General features: G+C 69.5%; 1 protein-coding gene. It reads left to right on the plus strand.

Translation table 11 applies throughout. The annotated features are described in order from the left end of the window. A partial coding sequence (locus G3N99_RS41465) for a DUF3348 family protein (protein WP_206125340.1) occupies positions 1-478 on the plus strand: 478 nt, incomplete at its 5' end. Positions 479-645 lie beyond the last annotated feature (167 nt).

The following is a 645-nucleotide window of genomic DNA, read 5'->3' on the forward strand; positions in this document are numbered from 1 at the left end:
GCCGCCGGGCGCCGACACGGCCGATTTCGCGGACTTCCGCCAGCGTTACCTGTCTCTGCAGCAGGACATGGAAACGGCGATCGGCCAGTTGCGCGGCCGCCTGCGGGTTGCGGTCGCTGCGCGCTCGTCCGGGATGGCGCGGCTCGCGACGCTCGACGCGATCATGGAGCGCGTGCTCGGCGCGCGCGAGCGCAGCCTGCTGTCGCCCATCCCCGCGCTGCTCGGCACGCGTTTCGGCCGGCTGCGCGACGCGGAACGGCAGGCGCTGGCCGATGCCGAATCCGCGGCCGCAGCCGCAGCAACGGCCGATCCGGCCGCTGACGGCGCGGTGGTGACCGATGGCGCGGCCATCGCGGCAATCGTGCCCGGCGCATGGCTCGATACGTTTCGCGACGAGATGCAAAGCATCCTGCTTGCCGAACTCGAAGTCCGGTTTCAAACGGTAGACGGGCTGCTCGCGGCCCTTCGCACCAGCTAATCAACACGCTATGTCCAGAATTCGCCTTGATCTCGTTGTCTTCGTCGCCGGTCTGCTCGCTGTGGGCTGGATCGGCGTCGGCTATGTCGCGTCGAACCCGCTGGCGTCGGCCGTCACGCTGCTGATCGCCGCGTGCTACGTCGCTGGCGCATGGGAGCTGCTGCGCT

Origin of the sequence: Burkholderia sp. Ac-20392 (genome assembly GCF_017104585.1) — a bacterium.
Classification (GTDB): domain Bacteria; phylum Pseudomonadota; class Gammaproteobacteria; order Burkholderiales; family Burkholderiaceae; genus Burkholderia; species Burkholderia lata.